Below are 16977 nucleotides of genomic sequence, written 5' to 3' on the forward strand. Positions count from 1 at the left end.
GGATCTGACATGACCGATATGCAAGACACTCGAATTCCCGTGACCCTGCTGACCGGCTTTCTCGGCAGCGGCAAGACCACCTTGCTCAACCACTGGGTCAAGCAGCCGGAGCTTGGCGAGTGCGCCGTGCTGATCAACGAGTTCGGCTCGGTGGGGCTGGATCACCATCTGGTGCAACAGGTGGATGAGCAGGTGATGCTGCTCGACTCCGGCTGCATCTGCTGCTCGGTGCAGGGCTCTTTGGTGGAGGCGTTGCAGGGGCTGTTTATGAAGGCCATCCAGCGCAAGATCAAACCGTTCAAGCGGCTGATTATCGAGACCACTGGTCTGGCAGATCCGGCCCCCGTGCTATTTACCCTGCGCGAAGAGGGCTTTATCGCCCAGCGCTACCGCTTCGATGGCACCGTCACCGTGGTGGATGCCGGTCATATCGAGCAGCAGCTGGCAGCCCAATATGAGGCGGTGAAGCAGGTGGCGCTGGCGGATCTGCTGGTAGTGAGCAAGGGCGATCTGGTGGATGACGAGCAGCTAGCACGGGTCGAAGCCCAGCTGGCGGCACTCAACCCGGCGGCCCCGATCCAGCAGGTGACCAATGGCGAACTGTCGCCAGCAGTGCTGGAGAAGTTGGGCGCCTACAACGAAGCTGCAGGGCGCGATGTGCGCCAGCTGCTGGCCTGGCTGCGCACCGAATCCCCCAAGCAGGGGCTGGCGTCACCCATGCAACCGAAGATGCAACCGTTCACCGCTAAGGTGGGCACGGCTGCGCCCACCCACTTCGAGCACGGCAACATCGAAAGTTTCTCCCTGCGTATCGGTGAGCCGCTCAAGCCCTCTCGCCTGCTGGCCGCCATCGATGCGGTGCAGGCCCAATACGGCGATGCCCTGCTGCGGCTCAAGGGGATCTTGCAGCTGGAAGGGGAGAGCCAGCCGGTGGTGATCCACGGTGTCCACGGCCAGCTCTATCCGCTGCAGGCGCTGGGCGACTGGCCGGAGGGCAAGGCCCAGTCCCGACTGGTGTTTATCGTGAAAAGTCAGGACAAGGCCGGTATCGAGCAGCTCTTTATGGCGACCCTCAAGGCCCCCGAGCCCACTCTGGAAGAGCGGCTCAAAGCCATGCTGGGTCAGCCCGACAACTGATCTTGCGCGTTGCAGCTCTCCTGCATCGGGTCAGGACGGCGACGGTTGAACAGCACAAACGCCACCGGCACAAAGTAGAACGAGAGCAGGGTCGCCAGCGCTGTGCCACCGGCGATGGCGATGGCAAAGGGGGGCCAGAAGCCGCCGCCCCCCAGCAATAACGGGATGAAGCCGCCCACCGTGGTGATGGTGGTCGAGACGATGTGGCGGCTGCAACCGGCCACCAGGTCACGGATCTGCGGCAGATTGCCCTGTTGTGCCAGCGGGTCTGCCCTCAGCTCGGCCAGAATGACGATGGCGGCGTTGATGGCCAGCCCCATCAGTCCCAGCAGGGCGATGATCACCGTAAACCCGAAGGGGTAGCCCAGTAGCCAGACCCACAGCAGCCCGAGCCCCGCCGACTGGATCGCCACCAGGGTGACGATGCCTGCCAGCCGGAACGAGTTGAAGCTGAGCACCAGCACGGCCACCAGCAGCACGGCGACCAGGCTGACATGGGCCATCAGATTACCCACCGATTCATCCCGTTTGGCGGCTTCTCCGCCAAACTCCAGTCGATAGCCCGGCGGCAACGCCAGCGCCTTGGCGGCCAGCCTCTCTTTGACCTGCTCCAGCACGGTTTGCGGCAGTACGCCGACCGCCAGATAGGCCTCCAGCACATTGACCCGCTCACCATCCCGACGGCTGATCTCCCCCCAGCTTGGCAGCAGCTCGGGAGTGGCCAGTGCCCGCAAGGTGAGATTGGCTGCCTCTTGCTGGCCGGTGCCGGTGAGCGATAGCGGCACATTGAGCAGCGCATCCGGATCCTGACGCAAGGGCTCGGCCAGCCGTACCCGTACCGGTATTGACTCGGTGCCTTCCAGCACAGTGCCGCCCAACCTGCCATCCAGTGCGCCCGCCAGCCGGGAGGCCACATCGGTCAGGCTCATGCCTGCCAGTCGGGCGGCCTCCTCATCGACCTGCAACCAGAGTTTGGGGGCCCCTGCCTGCAAGGTGGCGCGGGTCTGCACCACGGCCGGGGTATTGGCGAGCAGACTGCGCAGCTCCTCTCCCAGACGGTGTAGTTGTTCAAGGTCGGGGCCAAACAGCCGCAGCTCGACCGGGGCATTGAAAGGCGGCCCCTGTTCCAGCTTGCGCACCAGGATCTGCGCTTCGGGAAATGTTGCATCGAGCCGCTGCTGCAGTTGTGGAATGAGCCGCTCGGCGGCATCGGCATCCTGCAGAGTGATCATCCCCTGGGCGTAATCGGCCCGCCCCTGTTTTCTGGGCACCAGGTTGTAGTAGAAGCTGGGTGCGTTGTCGCCCACCACCCAATCCTGACGAACCAGCTCGGGGAGGCTGGCCAGCTCGGCGGAGATCTCCAGTGCCAGCTCGCGGGTGTGCGCCAGGCTCGCCTGTGGAGAGAGGCTGGCCTCGATGTGGATCATGTCCCGGTCGGCAGGGGGAAAGAACTGTTCGGTGAGGCGGCCCGCCACCCAGAAACCGATCAGGGGCAGCAGACTGACCAGCAGCAGGGGCCGCCAGGGGTGAGCAAGCGCCATGGCGATGCTCTGCTGGAAACGTGCGCTCACCCGGGGCAGGTGCAAGCCATCCTGATACCAGCGTCCCCCCTGATCACTGCCAATCCAGCGAGCTGCAAGGCCAGCCACCAGGGTGTGGGCGATGAGGTAGGATCCCAGCAGCGAGCAGATCACCGCCCAGGCGATGCCGCCGACAAACTCGCCTGCGGGGCCCGGCATCAGAATGATCGGCATAAAGGCGAGCATGGTGGTGAGGGTGGAGCCCAGCAGTGGCAGCCAGAGGTGGCCGATGGCTTCCAGTGCGGCGGCACTCATGGCCATGCCGTGGCGGCGCTGATACTGCACCCGATCCGCCATGACGATGGCGTTGTCCACCATGATCCCGAGCGCCACCACCAAACCGGTGACCGACATCTGGTGAATGGGCAGATTGATCAGGTTCATGCAGGCGAATGAGAATGCCACGGTAAGCGGCAGCGACAGGGCCACGATAATGGCAGCCTTGACCCCCAAGGTCACCAGCAGCACGGCCACTATGATGAGGAAGCCCTGCACAATGTTGATGAGCAGGGTATCGAGCCGCTGATCGGTATAACGCTGCTGATCGAAGCTGGTGACGAGGCCGATATTATCCGGCAAGTCCTGTTGCAGCTGGGCCAGCATGGTATCGACCCGTGCCGACCAGAGGTCGATGCGGTGATCCTGTGCCATGCGCAGGCCGACCACCACGGCCCGTTCACCATTGGCAAAGGCCAGCTGGCTCTCCGGCTGGTGCAGGGTACGCCTTACCTCGGCCAGATCGCCAAGGCGCAGGGTCTGGCCCTGCTCGCCGGTACGCAGCGGGATCTGGCGGATCCGCTCCAGGGTATCGAGGGCGCCGCGGATCTCTACCTGAAAGCGATTGTGGCTGCCCTGCAACTCCCCGGCGGCCACTTTGGCATCGGCACCACTCAGCGCCTGGGCAAGCTGTTCGCCACTCATGCCGCTGGCACTGAGGGCGAGGGGATCGAACCGCACCTCGATCTCCTCCTGCGGTGCCCCGACCCGCTCGACGTATTCGGTGCCCGGCAGCTGGCGAGCCCGGCGTTCCAGCTCGGCGCTGTAGCGGGCGAGGCGATCCAGCTGCGGCTGGCCCGGCCCGCGCCAGACCACATTGACCAGCCGGGTGAAGGGATAGCCTTTCTCATCATCCAGCTTGGGGGCACTGGCGCCGGCTGGCAGTCCGGCGGCAAGATCTGCCAGCCGGTCACGGACTCTGGACCAGACGGGCTCGACATCGCTGACCTCATCCTTGAGCTCCAGATTGATGATGGAGAGACCGGGGCGAGAGCTCGACTCGATCAGCTTGATCTCGCTCTGGGCCCGCAGCCGGTTCTCGATGGGCTCGCTCACCAGCGCCTCCACCCGCTCGGCGCTGGCCCCGGGGAAGTGGGTAACCACGCTGGCAAAACGGCTGGTGAGCTGGGGATCTTCGGTTCTGGGCAGGGTCTGCAATGCCGCAAGGGCGGCCGTCAGCAGCAGCGCGACCGTCAACAGCAGCAGGCGGCCATTCTCGATAAACGGGCGGATCATGACTGTGGCTCCGGATGGCCTGCCTGATGATCCATGCTGGTGGTCAGGGTGACCTGCTGGCCCGGCACCAGTTTATGCAGGCCATCGGTCACCAGCTGTTCTTGTCCATTCAGGGCACCACTGATCCAGGCCCGCTCGCCATCTTGCTGCAGCAGAGTGACGTCCCGACTGACCACCCGGGGTGGCGTTTCGTCGTTGAGCAGATAGAGGGTCCAGCTACCGCGCAATCCCTGGGTCAGCGCGGTGAGCGGTACTTCGTAGGCGCGGGTAGGCTCGCGGGTCTGATGCAACAGGGTGATCAGTTGCCCTTCTGCCAGTTGTTCGCCGCCCCGGGTCAGCTGAAAGCGGGCGGTGCGGGTGTGAGTCTGCCCGTCCACTTGTACCCCCAGATTAAGCAGGCGCCCCTCCAGTGATTGCGCACCGCTTTGCAGGGGGTAGTGTTGGCCGACGATCAGGGTCTCGGCCTGTTTCACCGGCACGCCGATATCGGCCTCCCACTGGCCGCTGCGGGTCAGGGAGAAGAGAGGCTGGCCTGCGGCCACCACGGCCCCCAATGCCTGCTCGCGGCTGACTACGATCCCGTTGAAGGGGGCGCGCAGCTGTGATTTCTCCTGTTTGACCCGGTTGGCTTCGAGGGCGGCGGCCAGCTGGTTGGCGCTTGCCTCCAGCATGCGGACTTTGCCTTGCTGTTCATCCAGCGCCTGACGGGAGCTGAACTGCTGCTGGCGCAGGGCGGTGAGTCGGTCGAGCGTCTGCCGGGCAAGGGTCAGCTCGGCCTCGTTCTGGGCGGCCCGGGCAGCCAGCTCTTTGGCTTCCACTGCCAGCAGCCGGGTGTCCAGTGTGGCCAGCAGTTCGCCAGCCGCGACCGGCTCTCCGCGTCCCTTGTGCAGAGTGGCGATCCGCCCTGCCAGCTCGAAGCCTATCTGGCTGTGCTCGGGAGCGATCACCCGGCCATTGAAACGGTGCAGCACCGGGTAGTGATCGCTGGCTTGCAGCGGCTGGGCGATCACCCGGGTCAGGGCGGGTGTTTCTTCTGACTCTGTGACCGGGCTGCAGCCACTCAGTAACAGCGCCAGCAGGATTAAGCAAAGTGTCATGACATCATCCTCTGGTTGACATAACATCAAATCACACCGGTGAGTCTAGTTTTTCAAAACTAGACTGTCCAGTTTGATTGTGGAGGAAAAATGAACATTTCACCCCGTAGTCAGCAGAAGCGGGCTGCGATCCTCGATGCTGCCGGGCGGCTCTTCTGTCAGCACGGTCTGCATCTGGTCAGCATGGACATGGTGGCCAGTGAAGCGGGCGTCTCCAAGCAGACGGTCTACAGCCATTTTGCCAACAAGGAGTCGCTGTTTGCCGAAGCGGTGGGCAGCAAGTGCGTCAGCAGTGAGCTGATGCCGGAGGTGTTGCTGCGTGGCAACAATGTGCGGGAGAGTCTGATTTCCTTTGGTCGCAGCTTTCGCAAGTTGATCCTGAGCGATGATGCCATCAATATCTTTCGCACCTGCATCAGCTGCAACGATACCCAGCTGGCCACCCTTTTTTTCGAGGCGGGCCCGCTCTATGTGACCGAGATGCTGTCCAACTGGCTGGAGCAGCAAAAGCAGCAAGGCCTGCTGTGCCATCAAGACAGCGAACAGGCCGCCTTGCAGCTGTTGCTGATGTGGCAGGGCAAGGAGCGCATGCTCCGTGAGCTGGGTCTGCCGTTGACCCAGAGCGCTGCCGAGCAGGATGCCTGGACCCTGAGTTGTGTCGATCTCTTTCTGACCGCCGCCGCTCCCCCGCAAAAATAATGGAGGTGGCAATGAGCCACACAGTGACAGATGCCCAGCGCAAGTGGCTGCCCCTGCTGGCGGCGGTCGGTTTCTTTATGCAGGCGCTGGATGGCACCATTCTCAATACCGCCCTGCCCAGCATGGCCGAGACGTTGGGGGAGAGCCCGCTGCAGATGCAGTCGGTGATCATTGCCTACATGTTGACGGTGGCGCTGCTGATCCCGGCCTCCGGCTGGCTGGCTGACAGATTCGGCACCCGTCGCATCTATCTGGCCGCCATCTCGCTCTTTACCCTCGGCTCGCTCGCCTGTGCCGTCTCCAATTCCCTCTCCATGCTGGTGGCCGCCCGGGTGTTGCAAGGGATTGGCGGTGCGCTGCTGATGCCGGTGGGACGATTGGCGGTGCTGCGGGTCTATGACAAGCACGAGCTGCTGCGGGTGATGTCGTTTGTCACCATCCCGGGGCTGCTCGGCCCGCTGATGGGGCCGGCACTCGGTGGCTGGCTGGTGGAAGTGGCGAGCTGGCACTGGGTGTTTCTCATCAACCTGCCGGTGGGGCTGCTCGGCTTTATCGCCAGTTGGCACTTTATGCCGGAGCTGCGGCAGCAGACCGCCCGGTTCGACTGGCAGGGCTTTGTGATGTTCAGCGTTGGCATGGTGCTGGTGTCGGTCGGCTTGCAGGGGCTGGGGGAGCACAGCATCTCTACCGGTTGGGCGCTGTTTGCACTGATCTTCGGCTTGGCGGCGATGGCGAGCTACTGGCTCTATGCCGCCAATGCACCGCAGCCGCTCTTTAGCCTGAACCTGTTCAAGACCGCTACCTTTGCCATCGGCATCTGGGGCAACCTGTTTGCCCGCCTCGGCAGCGGCGCCATGCCCTTCCTCACCCCGCTGTTTCTGCAGCTGGGGCTCGGTTTCTCGCCGAGCAAGGCGGGGATGACTATGATCCCCACCGTGATTGGCGCCATGCTGACCAAGACGCTGGTGAACAAGCTTATTCCGAAGGTGGGCTATCGCCGCATTCTGATCGGCAACACCCTGCTGCTGGGGGCGATGATCGCCAGCTTCTACTTTATCGACAACCAGCTCCCCTACGGGGTCTTGCTGGGGTGGCTGGCGATCTTCGGTGCCATCAACTCGCTGCAGTTCTCCGCCATGAACACTCTCACGCTGCAAGATCTCAGCCCGACCCTGGCCAGCAGTGGCAACGGCCTGCTCTCGGTGGTGATGCAGCTCTCCATGAGCTTGGGGGTGGCGATTGCCGCCAGCCTGCTCGGGCTCTTCTCGGCGGGTACCTCAGCGGCCAACGGCCAGTGGCTGGCCGGGTTCCACCTTACCTACCTCTGTGTCGGGTTGCTCTCCATGCTGGCGGCGCTGATCTTCGCCCAGCTGGCGCGCGATGGGGCTATGCCGTCGGGGCGGGCAGATAGCTGACCTCGCAGGGGAGCTGCGCCAACACTTCGGCCAGATGCTCGGTCGCCAGCAGAAAGGTCTGCTCCGGGTGGCCCGGAGTCCAGGTGAAGGCGGTGTGGTTGAGCAGTTGCGGATCCACCAGTAGCGGAATATCGGCACGGGGCAGGAAGGGGCAGACCGCCCCCGGCAGGCAGCCAATCTCCGCCTGCATCTCTTCGGCGGTGCAGATGGAGGGTTTGGCGCCGAGCGCGGCCTTGACCGCCTTGTTGTCGAGCCGCCCGTCCCTGTGAGTCAGCAGCAGAGCGAAGCGGCCATCCTTGAACTTGAGAAACAGGGTCTTGCTGAACTCCGCCTGCCAGCCGAGGCGGGCCTTGACCTTTTCGTCGGTGGCGTAGTCGAGGATGGGCTCGTGCTCATAGCGTTGGTGGGGCAGTGCGGCCAGCAGCTGGCAGTTGAAATGGTGAATGGTATCGAGTGGCATCTGGTTCTCCTGTAGTGGGCGCTACCCTGCCAGCCTCGCAGGGCCGGGCCCTCTTATTTAGCTATAAACGACAAGGGCGCCGTGAGGCGCCCTTGTCGATCAGTGATGCTGCAATTCGCACGCTTCCCAATGAAAGGGGATGGGGCACAGCTGTTGGGAGGCCTTGTCATAAGCCTGCCACAGCTCGCCCATGGTGCGGCCATCGACAGGGTGGCGCAGTGCGGGGGCCAGCTCGGCCAGCGGCCACAGCACGAAGGCGTTGGTGAGCACTTCACCGCGCGGCAGCACCAGCGGGGTGTCGCAGACCAGATCGCCATAGAGCAGCAGATCGAGATCCAGGGTGCGCGGGGCGAACTTCTTGGCATCCGGCTCGCGGCCGTGGGCGAACTCCATGGCCCGCAGTCGCTGGCAGACGGTGGCCAGCGGCAGCTCGGTCTCGGCAGCGGCCACCAGGTTGTAGAAGGGGCGGCCGTTGAAGCCAACCGCCTCGCTCTCGAATACCCGGGAGACCCGCAGTTCGCCAAATTCGGCGTGCAGGGCATCGAGTCCGGCGCGGATATGGTGATCCCGCTCGATGTTGGAACCCAGGCTGATATAGATGGTGGTCATCAGTTGCTGCTCGCGGCCGGGGTGCGATGGCGCAGGATCTCGACGCCGACACCAGCGGCATTGGGCACGGCGCCCGGTTTGGTGAGGGTCACCTTGACCCACTGCACCCGCTCGTCATCCAGCACCAGCATGGCGACCTGTTCGGCCATGGTCTCGACCAGCTCGACCACCTTGCCGGTGACATGGGCGCAAATCTTGTTGGAGAGGTCGGCATAATCCAATGCCAGCTTGATATCGTCAGTTGCTGCTGCGGGGCGGTTGTCGAACCCCATCTCGAGGTCAAAGCGAAGCTTCTGGCGAATGCCCTTTTCCCACTCATATACACCGATAGTGGTCAAAACCTCGAGTCCGCGAATAAACACCTTGTCCATGACTGTACTTCTTCTTTACTCTTGATGGGCTGTGATGACAGCGCAGGGATGCTGGCCGGGCAACAGGCTTGCCGAGGCGCTCTGGGTGGGCATGGGCCCATGCCAGCGTATGTGGCCCGCATCATACCCCATTCATATCGTGGTAAAAACGACCAAGATGACGGCCCTGACGATTTTGATGATTATTCTGGCCTACCTGGGTGGTTCACTATCCAGTGCTGTGCTGGTCTCCCGCTGCACCGGTCTGCCCGACCCGCGGGATCATGGCTCCCACAATCCGGGGGCAACCAATGTGCTGCGCCTCGGTGGCCGGATGGCGGCGCTGGTGGTGCTGGTGCTCGATGTGCTCAAGGGTACTGTGCCCGTCTATCTCGCTTGGTATCTGCAGATCAAACCCGTCTACCTCGGCTTTATCGGGGTCGCCGCCTGTCTCGGCCATATGTACCCCATCTTCTTTCATTTTCGTGGTGGCAAGGGGGTGGCGACGGCGCTGGGGACCATGATGCCCATCGGTTTCACCATGGGGGGCGCCGTGATTGGCACTTGGCTGCTGGTGCTGCTGGTAAGTGGCTACTCCTCGCTGGCCTCCATCATTACCGTGCTGCTGACGCCGCTCTTTACCTATCTGCTCAAACCCGAATATACCCTGCCAGTCTCCCTGCTCTCCTGCCTCATTCTGATCCGCCATCACGAGAATATCTCCCGCCTGCTCAAGGGGGAGGAACCCAGAGTCTGGGGGCGAAAAGGCGCGGCCCGTGCCGAAGAAGTGGCAGAAATGGACGATGTTGCGCAAAAAAGAGACGAACGAGACAAAAAGTGAAATTTCCCGTTGACCATCCGCCTTAAAATCCGTTTAATAGCGCCCACGCCCAGATAGCTCAGTCGGTAGAGCAGGGGATTGAAAATCCCCGTGTCGGCGGTTCGATTCCGTCTCTGGGCACCAATTTTGGTGCCATGAAATAAAAAATTTGTTCATGCACAATGGTTTAAAGTGTGCCGGCTTAGCTCAGTAGGTAGAGCAACTGACTTGTAATCAGTAGGTCACCAGTTCGATTCCGGTAGCCGGCACCATTTGCCCAGATAGCTCAGTCGGTAGAGCAGGGGATTGAAAATCCCCGTGTCGGCGGTTCGATTCCGTCTCTGGGCACCAATTACAATTCCTCCTTAGTTCAGTCGGTAGAACGGCGGACTGTTAATCCGTATGTCACTGGTTCAAGTCCAGTAGGAGGAGCCAATTCAAAAAGCCCTTGTCGCAAGACAAGGGCTTTTTTCTATTTGGCGCAGCCATTTTTTAACCATAAAAACAACCATACACGCACAGATGAACCGCAGGATAGATATGGAAAATCATGTAGTTATAGAGTCAAAGGGGCGACTTGCCGCCATTCGGAACTGGATGGAACCCGTGCTGGTGCTGCTTATTCTCGGCAGCCTGTTCGGTTACCTCGGCAGCCAGATGGGCCTCTCTGCCATGGTCAACACCCTGTTCAATACCGCCCACCAGCTGCTGCTCAATACCGTGCTCTTTATCATGGGGATCACGGTGCTCTCCGGTGCCCTGAGCCAGCTCTTGAGCGAGTTCGGGGTGATCCGCTTGCTGGAGGTACTGCTGGCCCCGCTGATGAAGCCGGTGTTTCGCCTGCCCGGTCGCACCGCCCTGGCGGCCCTGATGACCTTCTTCTCCGACAACCCGGCCGTGATCAGCCTCGCCAAGGACAGCCGCTTTCGCAAGGGCTTCACTCCGTGGCAACTGGTGTCGCTCACCAACTTCGGCACCGCCTTCGGCATGGGGCTTATCGTGGTGACCTTTATGGCCACCTTGCAGCTGCCGAGCGGTGAATCCACTGCCAGCGCGGCGCTGATTGGGTTGCTGGGTGCTCTGGTGGGCTCGGTGGTCTCTACCCGGCTGATGCAGCGGATGATCCGCCCCTTGGTGGGGGAAGTGCTGAACGATGACCAGCCTGTGGGCAACGGCCCCAAGGTGGGAGTGACCAAAGAGGCGGCTCCCGGCTGGCTGCGGATCCTCAACTCTCTGCTTGATGGTGGCAAATCCGGTGTGGAGCTGGGGATGGCGGTGCTCCCCGGGGTGCTGATCATCAGTACCTTCGTGATGCTGCTCACCTTTGGCCCGGGCGACAAGGGCTATACCGGCGAAGCGTTTCAGGGGGTAGCCCTGCTGCCGGTGCTGGCCGCCAAGGTGAGCTGGCTGTTTGACCTGCTGTTCGGCTTCCAGCAGCCGGAGCTGGTCGCCTTCCCGGCTACCTCCCTCGGTGCGGTCGGTGCCGCCATGTCGCTGGTGCCGCCTTTTATTGCCAAAGGGTGGATCACCGGTAACGAGGTCGCGGTGTTTACCGCCATGGGGATGTGCTGGAGTGGCTTCCTGAGCACCCACACCGCCATGCTCGATGCCCTCGGCTATCGCCACCTCACCTCCCGCGCCATCGTCGCCCACACTATCGGTGGCCTGTGCGCCGGTGTGGCAGCGCATCAGCTCTATCTGCTACTGGGCTGAGTCGGGTTCAGACACAAATGCAAAGAGGCTCTTCAGAGCCTCTTTGCATTTGTGGTTGTCAGTTACAGTACCATAAGCCGTTACGGTCTATATCAGGTCTTTGTGGCCAGGGTATGTACGTGGAGCGCTGCGTCACAAAGATGAGTAGATAGGTGTGTTCGTCGACCGGCCATTTCGCTGGTCTTTGCTGCTGAGTTAACGCTCAAGCCAACAGGCACCATGTGACGACCAACAAGGAATCCAAGGGGGTTCTTTGCTACTATCGAGCCTCTTTTCTGTATGGAGATGGTATTCACCTGACAGTTGCCCACAAAAGGGAGTGGTCATACGGCTTCAAACCGGATAACAAAACGGTACCCCTACCGTGTTATCCGGAGTCACCGTATGACCACCAACGAGAAAGTAGCACGTCGCAAACTCAGCCTGCTAGAGCTTGCCAAAGAGCTCAATAATGTCAGCAAAGCCTGCAAGCTCATCGGCTACAGCCGTCAGCAGTTCTACGAAATTCGCCGTAATTACCAGACCTATGGCGCCGAGGGATTGCTCGACAAATTGCCCGTCGGGTTAGCCGAGCAAACTGGTGGCGCTCTGGCCTGCCATCAGCAAGCCGATGGCCAGCACGCTGAACCAGACCAGGGTTGCGCTTACCAGTAGATAGCCGCTGGCGACGAACAGACCATCCCGCTGCAACATGCCAGTGGCAAGCAGCAGGATGGCCCAGGCAGGCATGGCGTTGGTGAACGGGATGGCGCCCAGGGGCAGCATCAGCAGCAGGGCGGCCAGCATGATCAGCAGGCCGTTGCAGCGGTTGACCGTGTTGCTGCCGGTCAGCACCAGCAGGCGCGGGCGGATAACGCGATCGACCCGGGCCAGCAGATCCGCCCCCTTGTGCAGGGTCGGCTTGAGCTGGTCGGCGGCGAAGCGGCGCTCCATCAGCATGGCGGGCAGCCAGGGCACCCGATTGAGGGTGATGCCGATGCCGATAAAGAGGATCAGCAGGCCAAACGGGGTGCTGACCCCGGGAATGGAGACCGGCAGCAGGAAGGGGACGGTGAGCAGCACGCAAAACAGCAGCATTCCCTGTTCGCCCACCAGCTCCAGCATCTGGCGCAGGCTGATGTGGCTCTCGTCGATGGCATGCGCGGTGGCCCGCAGGGTATCCGCGAGGGTGGTTTGGGGGTCGTGAAGTTGCGCGGCAACCATTCCCTGATGTCCTTCTGAGTAGTGATAACGGGCCCCGATGACCCGATTTGGCGCCAGCATACGTGGCAGAGGTTAACCGTCGATGAATGGTGGCAGGGGCGCATAGCGGCGCCAGTGGGGCGGCTCGGCAGAGGTTCCGGCGAGAGGGACATCCCGCGATGAAAGTGATCCGGTACAGCCGCCGTTTAGGATGGGCATAGGACGCCTCTGGTATGCTTTCTGCACAATCACACAGGGAGCAGGGGATGATGAAGAGAGCCGGGATAGTGATGATGGGGCTGTTGCTGCCACTGGGGCAGGCCTGGAGTAGCGAGGCCGCGACCACATCCGGTTGGCAGGTGACGCCATTTTTTGGCTACAGCTCAGCCATCGACTTCGAGAAGATCGATGAGGTGCAGCCGGTGCCGCTTTCTGCATCGTTTGATTCACTGCAGGGGCAGAGCTCCGGCAGCTGGGGCCTCTTTATCAGCAAGGAGGTGGATGATCCCGGCATGATCGAGCTGCTCTACAGCCACCAGTCCACCACCCTCTCTCCCGACCTGCCGGATCGCCTGACGGTGGACATCCTGCACTTTGCCGGTGCGCTGACCCTCTCTGACAACCTGATGGCGCCCTACATCGGCGCCGGGATCGGGGTGACCCGCTTTGCCGCCTACGACAGCGAGGTGACTCCTTCCATGTCGCTGGCGCTCGGGGTGCAACCGCGCCTCGCCGAGCATCTGGCCTTGCGGGCCGAGGTGCGCGGCTATGGTTCGCTGGTCAACGACAACAACCAGTTTCTCTGCAACCCTGAGCAGTGCGTGTTCAAGGTGCGCGGGGAGCTGGTAACCCAGTGGCAGGCCAATATCGGTCTTACCCTCCGCTTTTAGGCGGGGGGATTTTCCCCATGAAACAGGGGCCCTTGGGCCCCTGTATCAGCAGCAATCTTCCGCCGTGATCGGCAATCAATCGGCAGCTCTTCACGCCTCTTTATTAGTCGGCGTCGCCCATACCGCGCAGTTTCTGCCCGCCTCCTTGGCGCCATAAAGCGCCTGATCCACCCGTTTGAACAGCGAGACTGCCGGCTCCTTGGGCTCGCGGATCCCCACTCCCAGGCTGACCGTCATGGTATGGGCCGGGTCGGGTGCTATGGTGCGGGTCGCAGTGAGCAGGGTGTTGGCCAGTTGCTGCAGCTCGGCTTCGTGGGCGACGGGCAGCAGCAGGGCAAACTCTTCACCCCCGACACGGGCCGCCAGCGCACCGGGTGGGCAGTGCTGTTGCAACAGCTCGCCAAACTGCTGCAACACCCGATCCCCGATATCGTGGCCGTAGTTGTCATTGATCAGCTTGAAGTGATCGAGATCCAGCAGGATGAGAGCGTGGCAAATCCCCTGTTCCAGAAACAGCTGCTGATGAAAATAGCGCCGGTTTGGCAGCCGGGTCAGATCGTCGAACAGCGCCTGCTGTCTGAGCTGGGTATTGATGTGGAAGAGGTGGTGCATGGTGCTCAGGATACCGATGCTGCTGAGCAGGATGCCGCTGGATCGCAGCAAATCCTCGGCATAGATGGCGAGCCAGAGTGGCTGCGCCACCAGCTCATCCATGATGTCGGCGGTGGCCCCCATGATCCACAACATCAGACCGCAGGAGAGCATGCGGTAGGTGTGGATGGGCAGGTGGGCGCACTGCACCACCCAGAACAGGAACAGCATGGTGAGCCAGTTGATCACCTCGAAGCCAAAGCTGACGGCGTAAAAGCGCTCGTAGGGGAAGTGGGGCAGCAGCAACAGATGTAGGGCCATGATGGCCAGCATCACTATCCCCAGCAGCGCGATGTGGGCGCGATGCTCCCGGTCGAGATGACGGTAGTGGGAGAGGCTGATGTCGAGACGATCGAACTGCATGGTGTTCCTCGGATTGGGCCTGCCATCAGGTTGCAAACAAGGGGCTGTGTAATGGCATGCCGTGGTCGGATAACATGAAACGGCTGGTCTGTCAGTGTAAACGAGCGGGCCCGCAGCGCGCGATATCTATGACGTCAGCTTGTGGGCTGGCTCAGGGTTTGCGCACTTCTGGTGCGTGAAGTATCGCCTGCCCTGTGACAGGGCGACCCTGGGCAGGTTAGCGCAGCTCATGCGCCAAATTGGTGCGTTGATGATGTATGATCTTTCTAATGCAATGATTTAAAAGGATTTATATTTGTGGCCCGCTTTATGCTTTTTACATGTCAGACGGTCTCTTGCGGTCATCGGCGGCAGACGCAGTGATGAGGAAGTGGCAAGAGACATCCCCGTGCCGGGCGCGGGTGTGATTCTGGCGGGTTGCAGCAACACCTTGCGGTTCGCCACAGATTCAATCAGGGAAACGGAGCCGGTCTTGTACCGGTACGACAGGGAAGGAGAGTGCTCTATGGTCAAAAAATGGATGATGGCGGGTCTGACGATGTTGCCTGCCTTGCTGGTTACCCCAAGTTGGGCCGAAGAGGTCGCTCAGGTACAGGCGGCGGTGGCACCGGTTGCCGCCATGACAATCAATAAGGGTGACAACACCTGGATGCTGCTCTCGGCGGCGCTGGTGATCCTGATGTCGATCCCCGGTCTGGCCCTCTTCTACGGTGGTCTGGTGCGGGCCAAAAACATGCTGAGCGTGCTGATGCAGGTCTTTACCCTGTTCTGCCTCATCTGCGTGCTCTGGGTGATCTACGGCTATTCGCTGGCCTTTACCGAGGGGGGCAATTTCTACGGCTCCTTCAGCAAGGTGCTGCTCAAGGGTGTAACCCCTGACTCCATCGCCGCCACCTTCAGCAAGGGGGTCGGGATCAGCGAGCTGATCTATGTTGTGTTCCAGGGGGCCTTTGCCGCCATTACCTGCGGCCTTATTGTGGGGGCGTTTGCCGAGCGCATCAAGTTTGCTGCCGTGCTGCTCTTCTCGGTGATCTGGTTCACCTTCGCCTATATCCCGCTGGCTCATATGGTGTGGTACTGGGCGGGTCCGGATGCTTATACCAGCGCCGAGGCTGCGGCCACAGCGACCGCCACTGCCGGCTATCTGTTCCAGCATGGTGCGCTGGATTTTGCAGGCGGCACAGTGGTGCACATCAACGCCGCCGTGGCGGGTCTGGTGGGTGCCTATCTGGTGGGCAAGCGTCTGGGCTACGGTCGTGATCCCATGACCCCCCACAGCCTGACCATGACCATGATCGGTGCCTCCCTGCTCTGGTTCGGCTGGTTCGGTTTCAACGCGGGCTCCGCGCTGGAAGCCAACGGTATCGCCGCACTCGCCTTTATCAACACCTGGGTGGCACCGGCTGCAGCAGCTCTTTCATGGACGCTGGCCGAGTGGGTGATGAAGGGCCGTCCCTCCCTGCTGGGGGCCGCATCCGGTGCGGTGTCCGGTCTGGTGGTGATCACCCCGGCAGCCGGTTTCGTCGGTGTGGGCGGTGGTCTGGTGATGGGACTTATCAGTGGTGTGGCGGGTCTGTGGGGGGTCCACGGTCTCAAGCGCCTGCTGGGTGCCGATGACAGTCTGGACGTGTTTGGCGTACACGGGGTGTGCGGTATTCTCGGCGCCCTGCTGACCGGCGTTTTTGCCAGCCCGGATCTGGGCGGTACCGGGGTGTGGGACTATGTCACCAATCAGGTTGCCGAGGGCTACTCCATCCTGACTCAGGTGAAGATCCAGGCTATCGGGGTCGGTGTCACCCTGCTCTGGTCCGGTGCCGTGGCGGCGATTGCCTTCAAGGCGGTCGACATGCTGGTGGGTCTGCGGGTGAACGGCGATGCCGAGCGGGAAGGGCTGGATGTCACCTCCCACGGCGAGAAGGCTTACAGCATGTAATCCCGAATGCCAGACAACAAAAAACCGCCGGAACCGGCGGTTTTTTTATGACTCTAAAGCTGCAAAGCCTGAGTTCACACGCTTAGTTCACGACGGCCACGTTGATGCTGCCATTGCCCTGGGTCATGCGCACGCGAGCACCCGGGGTGAAGGTGGGGCTGGCTTTCTGCACCACCACGATGGCTTCGCCGTTCTCTTTCTTGATCTCCAGCTCGACGCCGTCGACCTGATTCATCTTGTTGCCGATGGCGTTGCCTGCCGCTGCACCGGCGATGGCGCCGCCTGCGGCTGCGATGTCGCGTCCGGTGCCGCCACCGACTGTGCTGCCCAGCAGGCCACCGACTACGGCGCCGCCAATGGTGCCAATCAGGGAGTTCTCATCGGCCTGGATCTTCACCGGGCGGGTGGAGATGATGGTGCCGTAGCTGACGGTCTGCACCTGTTTGGCGCGGTCTTTGGTGTAAACATCGCCAGAGTAAACGTCACTGTTGGCGCATCCGGTGATGGTGGTTGCTGCCAGCAGGGCAATAAGGGTCATACGCTTCAACATGGTGGGCCTCCTGGGC

15 protein-coding genes, 4 tRNA genes and 1 pseudogene are annotated in these 16977 nt (G+C 61.8%); 12 read left to right on the forward strand and 8 right to left on the reverse strand.

The features are described 5' to 3' along the window. The first annotated feature begins 9 nt into the window (after nt 1–9). Nucleotides 10–1137, forward strand: coding sequence for a GTP-binding protein (locus AB5Y82_RS00890; protein WP_368173529.1), 1128 nt, complete (start codon nt 10–12; stop codon nt 1135–1137). Here AB5Y82_RS00890 and AB5Y82_RS00895 read toward each other — a convergent pair. After that, complete coding sequence (locus AB5Y82_RS00895; RefSeq protein WP_368173530.1) at nt 1122–4229, reverse strand: efflux RND transporter permease subunit; 3108 nt, start codon at nt 4227–4229, stop codon at nt 1122–1124. The two genes, AB5Y82_RS00890 and AB5Y82_RS00895, sit on opposite strands and share 16 nt — an antisense overlap. Beyond that, nucleotides 4226–5326 carry an efflux RND transporter periplasmic adaptor subunit gene (locus tag AB5Y82_RS00900; protein WP_231719979.1) on the reverse strand — a complete coding sequence of 367 codons (1101 nt, stop codon included), beginning with the start codon at nt 5324–5326 and terminating at the stop codon, nt 4226–4228. Before AB5Y82_RS00900 ends, AB5Y82_RS00895 begins: the two co-directional genes overlap by 4 nt. A 90-nt stretch (nt 5327–5416) precedes the next feature. On the opposite strand from AB5Y82_RS00900, the gene AB5Y82_RS00905 reads away from it, so the two are divergent. Continuing rightward, a complete protein-coding gene (locus tag AB5Y82_RS00905) occupies nt 5417–6025 on the forward strand; it encodes a TetR/AcrR family transcriptional regulator (RefSeq protein WP_160880590.1) in 609 nt (202 codons plus the stop codon). 11 nt (nt 6026–6036) lie between these two features. Beyond that, nucleotides 6037–7440 (forward strand): multidrug transporter subunit MdtD, encoded by a 1404-nt coding sequence (gene mdtD / locus AB5Y82_RS00910; protein ID WP_368173531.1) that lies wholly within the window; start codon nt 6037–6039, stop codon nt 7438–7440. Here mdtD and AB5Y82_RS00915 read toward each other — a convergent pair. The 3 genes from AB5Y82_RS00915 to folB all read right to left on the reverse strand — a co-directional run bounded on the left by AB5Y82_RS00915 (nt 7412) and on the right by folB (nt 8880). After that, entirely contained in the window at nt 7412–7900 is a 489-nt protein-coding gene (locus AB5Y82_RS00915; protein WP_368173532.1) for a YbaK/EbsC family protein, read from the reverse strand. The genes mdtD and AB5Y82_RS00915 overlap by 29 nt on opposite strands. A 99-nt stretch (nt 7901–7999) precedes the next feature. Continuing rightward, nucleotides 8000–8509 (reverse strand): 2-amino-4-hydroxy-6-hydroxymethyldihydropteridine diphosphokinase, encoded by a 510-nt coding sequence (gene folK / locus AB5Y82_RS00920; RefSeq protein WP_368173533.1) that lies wholly within the window; start codon nt 8507–8509, stop codon nt 8000–8002. Further along, a complete protein-coding gene (gene folB / locus AB5Y82_RS00925) occupies nt 8509–8880 on the reverse strand; it encodes a dihydroneopterin aldolase (RefSeq protein WP_068978960.1) in 372 nt (123 codons plus the stop codon). Before folB ends, folK begins: the two co-directional genes overlap by 1 nt. 157 nt (nt 8881–9037) lie before the next feature. Here folB and plsY point away from each other — a divergent pair, with 157 nt between their 5' ends. The 7 genes and pseudogenes from plsY to AB5Y82_RS00960 form a co-directional block, all read left to right on the forward strand. Further along, on the forward strand, nt 9038–9700 hold the full coding sequence (plsY, locus tag AB5Y82_RS00930) for a glycerol-3-phosphate 1-O-acyltransferase PlsY (protein WP_368173534.1): 663 nt from the start codon (nt 9038–9040) through the stop codon (nt 9698–9700). Nucleotides 9701–9747: 47 nt separating this feature from the next. Continuing rightward, nucleotides 9748–9823, forward strand: a tRNA-Phe gene (locus tag AB5Y82_RS00935). A gap of 52 nt (nt 9824–9875) precedes the next feature. Next, nucleotides 9876–9951: transfer RNA gene (locus tag AB5Y82_RS00940), tRNA-Thr, on the forward strand. 3 nt (nt 9952–9954) lie between these two features. After that, nucleotides 9955–10030 (forward strand) — tRNA-Phe (locus AB5Y82_RS00945). An 8-nt stretch (nt 10031–10038) separates the two neighbouring features. Beyond that, nucleotides 10039–10114, forward strand: a tRNA-Asn gene (locus tag AB5Y82_RS00950). Between the two features lie 105 nt (nt 10115–10219). Continuing rightward, nucleotides 10220–11392, forward strand: coding sequence for a nucleoside recognition domain-containing protein (locus tag AB5Y82_RS00955; RefSeq protein WP_111899857.1), 1173 nt, complete (start codon nt 10220–10222; stop codon nt 11390–11392). A gap of 384 nt (nt 11393–11776) precedes the next feature. Then, nucleotides 11777–11950 (forward strand): annotated as a pseudogene (locus tag AB5Y82_RS00960) (helix-turn-helix domain-containing protein); the annotation flags it as partial. Nucleotides 11951–11956: 6 nt separating this feature from the next. Here AB5Y82_RS00960 and AB5Y82_RS00965 read toward each other — a convergent pair. Continuing rightward, the gene (locus AB5Y82_RS00965; protein WP_201296124.1) at nt 11957–12595 is read right to left on the reverse strand and encodes an exopolysaccharide biosynthesis protein; all 639 of its coding nucleotides are present in this window, start codon (nt 12593–12595) and stop codon (nt 11957–11959) included. A 248-nt stretch (nt 12596–12843) separates the two neighbouring features. On the opposite strand from AB5Y82_RS00965, the gene AB5Y82_RS00970 reads away from it, so the two are divergent. Beyond that, complete coding sequence (locus AB5Y82_RS00970; protein WP_368173545.1) at nt 12844–13464, forward strand: outer membrane beta-barrel protein; 621 nt, start codon at nt 12844–12846, stop codon at nt 13462–13464. Between the two features lie 90 nt (nt 13465–13554). Here the strand turns inward: AB5Y82_RS00970 and AB5Y82_RS00975 are convergent, their stop codons facing one another. Next, nucleotides 13555–14478, reverse strand: coding sequence for a GGDEF domain-containing protein (locus AB5Y82_RS00975; protein WP_368173535.1), 924 nt, complete (start codon nt 14476–14478; stop codon nt 13555–13557). 505 nt (nt 14479–14983) lie between these two features. On the opposite strand from AB5Y82_RS00975, the gene amt reads away from it, so the two are divergent. After that, entirely contained in the window at nt 14984–16411 is a 1428-nt protein-coding gene (gene amt, locus AB5Y82_RS00980; RefSeq protein WP_005355035.1) for an ammonium transporter, read from the forward strand. Nucleotides 16412–16493: 82 nt separating this feature from the next. Here the strand turns inward: amt and AB5Y82_RS00985 are convergent, their stop codons facing one another. Next, nucleotides 16494–16961 carry a glycine zipper 2TM domain-containing protein gene (locus tag AB5Y82_RS00985; protein WP_005340126.1) on the reverse strand — a complete coding sequence of 156 codons (468 nt, stop codon included), beginning with the start codon at nt 16959–16961 and terminating at the stop codon, nt 16494–16496. Nucleotides 16962–16977 lie beyond the last annotated feature (16 nt).

The sequence above is a fragment of the Aeromonas sp. s13 genome (genome assembly GCF_040907905.1).
GTDB classification, from domain to species: Bacteria; Pseudomonadota; Gammaproteobacteria; order Enterobacterales; family Aeromonadaceae; genus Aeromonas; species Aeromonas veronii.

Excerpts from the sequence above, each read along its gene's own strand:
- AB5Y82_RS00970 (WP_368173545.1), top strand. The coding sequence starts at position 12,844 with ATGAAGAGAGCCGGGATAGTGATGATGGGGCTGTTGCTGCCACTGGGG.
- AB5Y82_RS00900 (WP_231719979.1), bottom strand. The coding sequence starts at position 5,326 with ATGACACTTTGCTTAATCCTGCTGGCGCTGTTACTGAGTGGCTGCAGC.
- AB5Y82_RS00965 (WP_201296124.1), bottom strand. The coding sequence starts at position 12,595 with ATGGTTGCCGCGCAACTTCACGACCCCCAAACCACCCTCGCGGATACC.
- plsY (WP_368173534.1), top strand. The coding sequence starts at position 9,038 with ATGACGGCCCTGACGATTTTGATGATTATTCTGGCCTACCTGGGTGGT.
- AB5Y82_RS00975 (WP_368173535.1), bottom strand. The coding sequence starts at position 14,478 with ATGCAGTTCGATCGTCTCGACATCAGCCTCTCCCACTACCGTCATCTC.
- folK (WP_368173533.1), bottom strand. The coding sequence starts at position 8,509 with ATGACCACCATCTATATCAGCCTGGGTTCCAACATCGAGCGGGATCAC.
- AB5Y82_RS00985 (WP_005340126.1), bottom strand. The coding sequence starts at position 16,961 with ATGTTGAAGCGTATGACCCTTATTGCCCTGCTGGCAGCAACCACCATC.
- amt (WP_005355035.1), top strand. The coding sequence starts at position 14,984 with ATGGTCAAAAAATGGATGATGGCGGGTCTGACGATGTTGCCTGCCTTG.
- mdtD (WP_368173531.1), top strand. The coding sequence starts at position 6,037 with ATGAGCCACACAGTGACAGATGCCCAGCGCAAGTGGCTGCCCCTGCTG.
- AB5Y82_RS00890 (WP_368173529.1), top strand. The coding sequence starts at position 10 with ATGACCGATATGCAAGACACTCGAATTCCCGTGACCCTGCTGACCGGC.
- AB5Y82_RS00915 (WP_368173532.1), bottom strand. The coding sequence starts at position 7,900 with ATGCCACTCGATACCATTCACCATTTCAACTGCCAGCTGCTGGCCGCA.
- AB5Y82_RS00895 (WP_368173530.1), bottom strand. The coding sequence starts at position 4,229 with ATGATCCGCCCGTTTATCGAGAATGGCCGCCTGCTGCTGTTGACGGTC.
- folB (WP_068978960.1), bottom strand. The coding sequence starts at position 8,880 with ATGGACAAGGTGTTTATTCGCGGACTCGAGGTTTTGACCACTATCGGT.
- AB5Y82_RS00955 (WP_111899857.1), top strand. The coding sequence starts at position 10,220 with ATGGAAAATCATGTAGTTATAGAGTCAAAGGGGCGACTTGCCGCCATT.
- AB5Y82_RS00905 (WP_160880590.1), top strand. The coding sequence starts at position 5,417 with ATGAACATTTCACCCCGTAGTCAGCAGAAGCGGGCTGCGATCCTCGAT.